Origin of the sequence: Agriterribacter sp. (assembly GCF_035444585.1) — a bacterium.
Lineage (GTDB): Bacteria > Bacteroidota > Bacteroidia > Chitinophagales > Chitinophagaceae > Agriterribacter.
Window position 1 is genome coordinate 1 of sequence record NZ_DAOMOZ010000189.1, and the last position, 9,413, is coordinate 9,413.

Below are 9,413 nucleotides of genomic sequence, written 5' to 3' on the forward strand. Positions count from 1 at the left end.
GGCAATGATCTCTATAAAATAAGTGGTGTGCGCGGGTTCTGTCCAGTTAAGTCCTATGATACGCTCCGGGTGCATTGCCCCTTCCTGCAAAACGCACAATGGGATGCTTTCCGTATTAACAGCAACAACCGAACCTGCCGGCAGCTTTCTTTCCAGTTGCCTTATCAGCAATTTTTTTTCAGCCGCATCTTCACCTGTAACAGCAATAACCAGTTTATAGTGCAGCTTCTTATCCAATGCATCTGTAACTTCCAGCTGCTTCCTGTTAAATGACTTACCGGTATACCGGAGCAGACCGGTATAGTGAGCAGCCATATTCTTTTCGGACTCGTGTTTATTTCCCGTACACAATACCACCGGACACCCGGCCAGCAACAAACAAGCAGCAACACTATACACAAGCCGTCCTTCTCCCGTTATCAATACCGTTTCATTCTTAACGCCATTTAATGCCATGCTTTTCAATTTGAACATAAGTAATACAACTCATGCCGGTTTATATATTGCTGAACACTTCTGCAGCAGTATCAACAGCGTGGTCTATATCTTCTGCGGTATGTGCCGCGCTGATATACCATAAGCCTCTTCCAATAATTCTTATGCCCCTGTCGTGCATACCCGCAATGAATTTCCCCAGCTTATCCCGATCTAAGTCCAGCGTATCCCGGTAATCCTTTATTTCAGTTTTATTTGTAAAAGCAATATGAAACATGGGGCCGGGGCCCTGAACAACCAGGCTATGACCATATTGAACAGCCGCCTTCCGCAATCCTTCCATCAGCTTTTTTCCATATTGAAACATCCTGGGATAAGGATTTTCTTTCTCCAGCACTTCAATGGTAGCCAGCGCCGCGGCAACAGTAGGATTACCTGCATTCATCGTCCCTGCATGTATTACTTTTCCCTCTTCAATCAAATGCATCCATGCTTTCTTTCCCGCCACCACGCTTATAGGGTAGCCGCTACCGATAGCTTTAGCGAAGATGGAAAGATCGGGGCTGATATTAAAATACTGCTGTGCGCCTCCAAGCCCCAGCCTAAAGCCTGTGATCACTTCGTCAAAGATCAACGCCATATTGTATTGATCACATAATGCACGAAGGCCCGGCAAAAAGCCATCGGACGGAAGAACACACCCGTTATTACACATCACGGGTTCCGTAATAACTGCGGCTATTTCCCCGTGATGTTCGGCTATGACCTTTTTAAGCGTATGCAAATCATTCCATGGCGCTATAATAAATTCATCTCTCACACGATCCGGCAAGCCTTCTGTCCATGGAAATGCCTGCGGGTGTTCCCTACTGCCCAAAGCAGGTTCAGAAGGCGCTGAGATGCCCCAGCACATATTGTCGAGCCAGCCATGATAATGCCCTTCAAAGCGTAGAAATTTTTTCCTTCCCGTTTTGGCTCTTGCTACCCTTAAAGCCGTTTGAACGGCTTCCGAACCGTCCAGGCAAAAGCGCATCAGCTCCGCCGAAGGAATTAACCGGTTGATGGTTTCCGCCAGCTCTATTTCTTTGATATGCTGCCCTGCGAACAATTGCCCCCGTTGCGAATATTCATTCACGGATTGCAGCACATGCGGATGGGAATGCCCCAGGATCAGCGGGCCCTGGCTCAGCGTAAAATCAAGGTAAGCATTGCCATCAACATCATACACCCGGCTTCCTTCGCCATGCGTATAAAAGATGGCATGGGGGTGATTGTATTTCCTGAACTCGGAAGAAACACCGCCGGCCATTACTTTCTTTGCCCTTTCCAGCAGGCTTGCAGATTGTGCGTATTTATTTTTTTCCATTCGTTTAAAATCTCCAGGTATTTTTTACATGCGGTCTGACCCTCCTTGCGTCGGGTGCCGACCGCGCTAATGCCTAAAAATAAGCACTACTTCAATACGGGACTAATTACTTCGGCCGGGTATAGGGCCGCCAGCCGGTAAATATCCTGGTTAAATGCTTCAAAAGCCTTATTCCAGTTTCCGGCTTCTTCTTCGGTGTAACGGTAAAAGCCTTTACAGTTCAGCGTACCCCTCGCATCCTGGTCCATCAGTTTCCGCACAACAGCAGGCACTTCGCCGGTATTGCTCAGGCCCGGAAATAAAGTGTTGAATATTACCGGAAAATCCTGCAGGCCGGTAAAATCCATCCGTCTGAAGATACCCATCAGCGTTATCCAGGAGCCGGCATCGTACCGGAAAGCTTTGTCGGCGTCTTCAATCGTGGCATAACCGTTCTCTACCAGCGTTAAAGCTTCCCTGTATACCGAATACATCAGGCGGTTGGTGATAAACCCCCTGATATCTTTCCGCAGCAATGTAGGTTCTTTTCTCCACAGGTGCGCCAGCTCAAATACCCAATTGGCGGTTTGGTCTGACGTTTTTTCACCACAGATGATCTCCAGGAACCGCGTGGCAAAGGCGGGCTCTGCCCAGTGAATGCCGAGAAACCGTTCAGGACCGGGAACAAATGCCTGCAGGATGCTGATCGGTATGGCAGATGTGTTGCTCGCCAAAACAGCGTCTTTACCAACAGCAGCTACAATTTTTTTGAAAACCGCTTCTTTAGCTTCTACGTCCTCAATGATACATTCCACTACCAGGCTGCAATCATGTAATACATTATAATCTTCTGAGATCGTTAAGGAAGATAAATAGAAATGTGCCGGCTTTGCCAGGAGCGCTCCTTTTTCACAAAGCAGGAGCTGCTCTTTAATGCGCACAGCCGCCAGATCCAGCTCACCTGCAAGCGGGGCAACGGCTTTAATCCTATGCCCGGCCGCCAGAAGAGAAGCCACTATGCTGCTGCCCATTAAACCTACGCCTACAATCCCTATACTGGTGTCTTTGATACCTGTCATTAGCTTAAGCTTGAGTGGATAATCTGGCAATGCAATCAATTTCTACTTTTATACCTTCAGCCAAAACAGACTGTACCGTGGTTCTGGCCGGCTTAATGCCCGGGAAATAAGCAGCATAAACCTTGTTGTAGCGGTCAAATTCGCGGATATCGCTTAAGTGTACTGTGCATTTTACTATATCCTCCATCGTGGCCCCTGCAGCTTCAACAATGGCTTTAATATTATCAAGGGTACGCTTTGTTTCCTCTTCAATTGTTCCCAGTATGAACTTTGAAGTTTTGAAATCAACCGATGCCTGTCCGCTCACAAATAAAAAACCGTCCGTTAATACCGCATCCGAATAAGCGCCGGTAACAAAAGAAGTATCCCTGTCGGGATGATGAATGCCTGTCTTTCCCATACTTTTTATTTTTAAATTTTTTATACAGACTCCTGTAGCATGTCAAAATTAGCAGTCCTGCATTTCAGGAAATGTTACTTTTGTCCGGATTTATAGTATTATTTTTCAGAAAACAGCAGGGTTCCAAATATAAAAGCCCGAAGTTCAAATTTCGAATTTCGAATTTTGAATTTCGGGCTTAAAAAAAATTATCTGTTCAGTAGTGAATTATCTGCCTCCTGTTATTTCGGTAATGGGTTTTCCGATAGCACCGCTGGGCATTTGTATGCGCAGCAATGCGGCTAAAGTAGGCGCTATATCCGCCATACCGGTTACCCGGTTGGTATGACCCGGTTTTATCTTCCAGCCCATCCACACCAGCGGGATATGGGCATCGTAAGGATACCATGTTCCATGCGTGGCACCTTTAAGGCTGCCACCTTTCCATGTAGGTTGGGGAATTACTGCAAAATCGCCGCTGCGTTTTACATTGTACCCATTAATGAACATGGTTTTGACATGCTCCGGAACGGGGGCTGTTCCCAATGCTTCAGTTTCCAGCACATTGGCTATCCCCGGGGCTTTCAGCAATATCTCCTTTATTGTACGCCCTACGTCACCGCGGTCAACCCCTTTTTTGTCGAATGCTTCCCAGTTCATATACAACTGGTAATTCGCAAATGAAAGGATAGGTTTATCAACCCCGTATTTTTCTTTCAGTCCGTCCCGGAGCGCTTTTGAATAATCTTTATCCTGGATGGCACCCGAAGGCATTTTGTTTTCGAGATAAAAGCCGGGCGATTCGGAAACGCCATGATCGGCGGTAATAAAATAGAGGTAGTTGCCTTTGCCGAATCTTTTATCAAGGTAGGTAAAGAAATCGGAGAGCTCTTTGTCCAAACGAAGGTAATTGTCTTCAATTTCTATGGAATTGGGTCCGTAAGTATGTCCGATTGCGTCGGGACTTGAAAAGCTTACCGCTAAAAAATCGGTGAACTTTCCGCCGCCCAGGTTATATCCTTCAATTGCTGCTTTGGCAAAGTCAAATGTTAATGTATTGCCATAAGGTGTGGTGCGTACCGCGCCATAGTTTTTTCCGATGAATTGTTTCAGGTTGCGTGGAAAAACAGGTTTTGCTTCTCCGTTGGCGGTACCTTCATACGACTTATCATCTGCCGTGCTCAGGGTATAAGTATTGATCGGGTAAAGTGTATTCCAGTCGTTTTTGTAATAAGTATCCACTACTTTTTTATCATTGAATCGCTTAGCCCATTCCGGTAGCTCATCCATATAGTAAGTGCTTGTAACAAAGTTGCCGTCTGTACCATTGTACCAGAAAGCTGCCGTGGCAGCATGTCCTGCGGGTAAGATAGAAGCCCGGTCTTTAATAGCCACCCCTACTGTTTTACTCTGGAAGTTGGTTGCTATGCGCAACTGGTCGGTAATGGTAGTTGACAGGTTATTCCGGGGCGACTCTCCTGTTCCGCCTTCTGCCGATCCCACAAGGTTAACCGATTGATCATCTACGCAACCTACCTCTTTTCCGAGTGCACGTTCGTACCAGCCATTGCCCACAATTCCATGTATGGCAGGAACAGAACCTGTATATACGCAGGTATGCCCGCAGGCGGTAATGGTGGGAGAATAATCAATCAATGTGTTCTCACAGGAAAAGCCTTCTCTTATCAGCCTTTTAAACCCGCCTTCCGTATACCGGTCCTGAAAACGGTATAAATAATCCCAGCGCATCTGGTCTACCATCATACCTACTACTATTTTGGGCCGCGGGGGCGCGGAAGAAGTAGCTTTGCTGGTTTGTGCATGCGCCATAAATACGAATGACATCATTATCAAACCGGAGAGACAATACTTAAACTTCATCATTGTTTATATTTTATTTTTACAAATACAGCTTTAAGCAGACAAATTACACGATTTAGCTAAAAAGTGCTGCTTTTCAGGTCAATTCCTTTCCGATACCAGTTACCAGTCATAAAGATCATTTCAAATCATTTCAAATTGATAAGCTTATTGGTTTTGCCTTTTCTTTTTATCAGGTCAAATGCATCAAACAGCTCTCCTGTTGCGGTATACGAACGGTAAGAAAGCGTTTTGCCGTCTATGGTTATCAACTGGTACAACTGAAGGTGGCCGACACTTTTATCGGCCCATGCAGGCTTATCGTTGGCATACATCTTTGACCCGCTCATTGACACCACATACATGGTGGGAGAAGCATCTTTTGTTCCGGGCATTGGGATCTTCTGCATGCCTCTCCCATATGCATGATCATGTCCCTGCAACACCAGGTCAATTTTGTATTTATTAAATACCGGTTGAAATTTTTCCCGGAGATTTTCATTATCGCGGTTGGCTTTCACCGAATATACCGGGTGATGGAATACCACACAGGTCCAGCGGTTAGGATTATTGGTTAAAATACTTTCCAGCCAGTCTATTTGCTTTTGCATGCCTTCTCCGCCAAACCATATTGCCTGCGAATTGAGGGATATAAAGCGTACGCCCTGTATGTCGGAATAGTAACAGGTTTCTTCCAGTCCTTCGGGACCGTTTTCGGGCAATGTGAACTGCGGTCGCCATAAGCCGGTAATTTCGTTTACACCCGCTGCATTATCAGCATGTTCATGGTTGCCGGGCGACATCATGCCGGGTATGGTGCTATGGATAAAGCCGCCCCCGTAAAACAATTCGCCCCATTCGTGGTCGTTGCGGCCCCTGTTCACAATATCGCCGGCATACATGATCAGCCTGGCATCCGGCATCTTTGTATATGCTTCACGGATCACCCTTGGCCAAAACGTTCGCATTCCCTGCTGCACATCTCCCATATAAATAAAGGAAAGCTTATCGCCGGGTTTGCCTGCTGTTCTAACATGAAACCACTCACTCCAGTATTGGCCCTGCCCTACGCGATACATATAAAGTGTATTGACCTCCAAACCGGTGAACACGGCCGAATGATAGTTAGCCACTACCTGATCGTGGACAACCGTTTCTGTTTTGGCTTTTACGGCAGTAGCCTTTGTCGTTTCAGCCGGATCGGAAGCAGCACGCATGATCTCTGCCGAACCGGCAGCAATCCCTTTTTGCGTGCGCCAGTTAACAGCCAGCGATGTTGACGGGTCCTGCGTTACATTCAGCACGATCCTGTCGGGGTAATTCGCCGGGGGATAGGGATTCTCAGGCTGCTGCGATTGTGCATGCACGGCAACCGGCAACATCAAACAAATGAGCAGCTTCAGGAAAAAAGTATAATTTCTTTTTATACCCATCATACAGGTTTAAGCGTGTATAAATACGGGATGCCCTTATTGTTTCTTGTCTGGCTTGTGTTCTACCAGCTTATTGGGTTTCCCTTTTTGCTTTATAAGATCAAACGCGTCATGCAGTTCTCCGGCAGCAGTATATGATTTGTAGCGCAGCGTATTGCCTTCTACGGTTATCAACTGGAATAATTGTGTATACGAAGCCGATACATCCATCCAGTTGCCTTCATATACAGAAGACATTTTAGGACCGCTTACCGACAATATATATACAGTGCCGGATCGCTCATCTTTGGTGGCGCCTTCTATCTTTTGCATACCTCTTCCATAGGCGTGGTCGTGGCCCTGCAGCACGATATCTACCTTATACCTGTCGAACAAAGGCTTAAAAGTGTTGCGCATCCGCACATTATCGCGGGTGGGCCGGATGGAATAAAAAGGATGATGAAAAACAACGGCTGTCCATTGATTGGGGTTATGGCGCAGCAGCGAATCCACCCAGGCCTTTTGCTTTTGCAGATCTTCATCAGATTCTTCTACGCGGTACGAATTGATCGAAATGAACCGCATGCCCTGTACATCGGTAAAATAGCATGTTTCTTTTAACCCTTCCGGGCCATTTTCGGGAAGCGTAAACTGAGGACGCCAGAAAGCCGAGAGCGTATCTCCCGTACGGGCATATTCATGGTTGCCGGGTGAATGCATGCCCGGTATGGTACTGTGTATAAAACTCCCGCCATAAAATAATTCACCCCATTCATTATCATTGTTGCCACGGTTTACAATATCACCGGCATACAGTATCAAACCGGCATCGGGCATTTTGGCATAAGCGGCTCTTATCACTCTTGGCCACAATGTTTTGAGGCCTGTCTGCGCATCCCCCAGGTATATAAACGACAATTTGTCTCCCGGCTTTCCCGCTGTGCGGGTATGGAACCACTCACTCCAGTAAGCGCCCTGCCCTACCCTGTACATGTACAGGGTTTTAGACCTGAGGCCGGGTACAACAACAGAATGATACGTAGCTGCAATATCCCCCAGCTTAAACAGTTCGTTTTTTGCCTGCTTGCGCGTGGCTTTGCCGGCAATACGCGGATCGGCCGTAACGGGCATGATCTCCAGGAAGCCTTCTCTAACGGTATCGCATGTACGCCAGTTTACGGCTATTGACGTTGAGGGATCCTGGGTTACATTCAATACGATCCTGTCGGGATTTGGCGTGGGCGGAAAGGGATTAATGGTTGTTGTTTGAGCCTGTAACCCACTGCAAACAATGGTCAACAGCACAACAAGAGCCGTACGCAGATGCAATCTTTTTTTGGGTTGATCCATTTTAGTCATGAACAGGATATTATGATCAGTTCTTAATTTCTTTTACTTCCTCCGCTATGGGGTGGTTGGCCTGGTAACGCAATCCCAGCAGTGAAGCAATGGTTTGTGCAGACTGCTTCTGGTATAACTGCATGGCGGTTTTCACCTCTCCTTTGGCAGAAATACCGGGTCCTATAACCGCCATCCACATTTCATGCGAATCGGCAACGCCGCCGCTTCCATGGCCGGTCCACTGTTCTTTAACAACATCACCCCGGCCATGATCTGTAGTAATAAAAATAGCCGTTTTGTTTTTATATTCAGGTGTGCTTTGAACATACCCCCATATTTCCCTGATCCATGTGTCAACCTGTTTTGCCGCATCTAAGTAATCCTTATACCGCCCGGCGTGCGCCCATTCGTCGGTTTCGCCATAACCGATAAAAAGTACGCGTGGTTTTTTTTCTTTCAGATATTCAATAGCGGCGTAATGGGTAAACACGTCCAAACATTCGCCATGGCCAAAGGGCTTATACGAGTTTTCGAGCATGGCATTGATCAGCGCTTCTTTTGGCGTTGGGTGTTCGCCACCGGTAGGGCTGAATGCCGATACCACCGGGAACCCGCATCGTTCCTTATTGAGTATGCGGTCAAAAGCGCCCCAGGCCCCAAAAGCGGCTACCTTTCCTTTAAACCCTTCCTGCCGGTTGATGTATTCCAGTACGGTGGTATGCGGGTTAGGCATGTACTCATTGGAATTGACCGCCGTATCCGGATAACCGGTAAATATTTCATTATACCCGGGGTAAGAGAACCAGTATGGATTGGCAACATCTACCTTATTATCGTACGTACGGTTGCCGTAGAGCTGCCCTTTCTGTGCAATGCTGTCCCAGAAAAAAGGCAATAGCTTTTTCCTTCTTTCCGTTTCATTTTCAGCCCAGTAATTTTCAAATATTTCTGCGCTGTCTCCCCGGCCCTGGTTAAACCGGCCATTGGCGGCAATGAGGCTGTCCATACCCTTATATATCTCCTGCCAGCGCAAACCATCGGTGGTAATAACGATCACATTTTCAATTTTACCTTCATTGCTTCCGGGTACCGTGCCGGTACAGCCATAAAGAACAACCCATCCGGCCAGCAGCATTGTCATTTTATTCATAACCGTTGTTTTTATTTTGAAGGATAATATTTTTCAAGCCATAAAAAGATTTTGTCAAATACATCAATCGCCGCTGCCGGTCCCACGCCATGCTTTTCACCCGGATAGATCTCAAGCTGTGCAGGTATATCCAGTTCCAGCAGCTTTTTATACAGGTTTTTGGCCTGGCTTACATCTACCAGCGGATCTTCACCGCCATGAAATAAAATGGTAGGCACAGCGGTTCCCTTTGTAAGATGATAAGCGGGACTGGCGTCTTTTGTGATCTGTGCATGTACGTCCTTCTCTCCCAGAAAGTTGATCACCGTTTTATCTGCATCGCTGCCATCGGGCCTTACCGTCTTGTCTGTAAGGTCTGTTGGGCCCCACAGGTCAATCACCGTTTTCACCTGCTTCCTATCATCGTATCCAT

General features: G+C 46.9%; 9 protein-coding genes. All 9 read right to left on the reverse strand.

Translation table 11 applies throughout. The annotated features are described in order from the left end of the window. A partial coding sequence (locus PLH26_RS16940) for a 3-hydroxyacyl-CoA dehydrogenase NAD-binding domain-containing protein (RefSeq protein WP_324587217.1) occupies window positions 1-456 on the reverse strand: 456 nt, incomplete at its 3' end. A 40-nt stretch (window positions 457-496) separates the two neighbouring features. After that, window positions 497-1,801 (reverse strand): aspartate aminotransferase family protein, encoded by a 1,305-nt coding sequence (locus PLH26_RS16945; RefSeq protein ID WP_324587218.1) that lies wholly within the window; start codon window positions 1,799-1,801, stop codon window positions 497-499. Window positions 1,802-1,887: 86 nt separating this feature from the next. Beyond that, window positions 1,888-2,859 (reverse strand): 3-hydroxyacyl-CoA dehydrogenase family protein, encoded by a 972-nt coding sequence (locus PLH26_RS16950; RefSeq protein WP_324587219.1) that lies wholly within the window; start codon window positions 2,857-2,859, stop codon window positions 1,888-1,890. Between the two features lie 4 nt (window positions 2,860-2,863). After that, entirely contained in the window at window positions 2,864-3,259 is a 396-nt protein-coding gene (locus tag PLH26_RS16955) for a RidA family protein (RefSeq protein WP_324587220.1), read from the reverse strand. A gap of 207 nt (window positions 3,260-3,466) precedes the next feature. Then, complete coding sequence (gene pafA, locus PLH26_RS16960; RefSeq protein ID WP_324587221.1) at window positions 3,467-5,122, reverse strand: alkaline phosphatase PafA; 1,656 nt, start codon at window positions 5,120-5,122, stop codon at window positions 3,467-3,469. Between the two features lie 125 nt (window positions 5,123-5,247). After that, window positions 5,248-6,534, reverse strand: a complete 1,287-nt coding sequence (locus tag PLH26_RS16965; RefSeq protein ID WP_324587222.1) for a purple acid phosphatase family protein — start codon at window positions 6,532-6,534, stop codon at window positions 5,248-5,250. A 33-nt stretch (window positions 6,535-6,567) separates the two neighbouring features. Further along, window positions 6,568-7,869: a purple acid phosphatase family protein gene (locus tag PLH26_RS16970; protein WP_324587223.1), complete on the reverse strand. Its 1,302-nt coding sequence runs from the start codon at window positions 7,867-7,869 to the stop codon at window positions 6,568-6,570. Between the two features lie 16 nt (window positions 7,870-7,885). Beyond that, on the reverse strand, window positions 7,886-9,001 hold the full coding sequence (locus PLH26_RS16975; protein ID WP_324587224.1) for an alkaline phosphatase family protein: 1,116 nt from the start codon (window positions 8,999-9,001) through the stop codon (window positions 7,886-7,888). Between the two features lie 11 nt (window positions 9,002-9,012). After that, window positions 9,013-9,413, reverse strand: a 401-nt coding sequence (locus tag PLH26_RS16980; RefSeq protein ID WP_324587225.1) for an alpha/beta hydrolase family protein, incomplete at its 5' end; no start/stop codon positions are given.

Excerpts from the sequence above, each read along its gene's own strand:
- PLH26_RS16975 (WP_324587224.1), bottom strand. The coding sequence starts at position 9,001 with ATGAATAAAATGACAATGCTGCTGGCCGGATGGGTTGTTCTTTATGGC.
- PLH26_RS16955 (WP_324587220.1), bottom strand. The coding sequence starts at position 3,259 with ATGGGAAAGACAGGCATTCATCATCCCGACAGGGATACTTCTTTTGTT.
- PLH26_RS16965 (WP_324587222.1), bottom strand. The coding sequence starts at position 6,534 with ATGATGGGTATAAAAAGAAATTATACTTTTTTCCTGAAGCTGCTCATT.
- PLH26_RS16950 (WP_324587219.1), bottom strand. The coding sequence starts at position 2,859 with ATGACAGGTATCAAAGACACCAGTATAGGGATTGTAGGCGTAGGTTTA.
- PLH26_RS16970 (WP_324587223.1), bottom strand. The coding sequence starts at position 7,869 with ATGACTAAAATGGATCAACCCAAAAAAAGATTGCATCTGCGTACGGCT.
- pafA (WP_324587221.1), bottom strand. The coding sequence starts at position 5,122 with ATGATGAAGTTTAAGTATTGTCTCTCCGGTTTGATAATGATGTCATTC.
- PLH26_RS16945 (WP_324587218.1), bottom strand. The coding sequence starts at position 1,801 with ATGGAAAAAAATAAATACGCACAATCTGCAAGCCTGCTGGAAAGGGCA.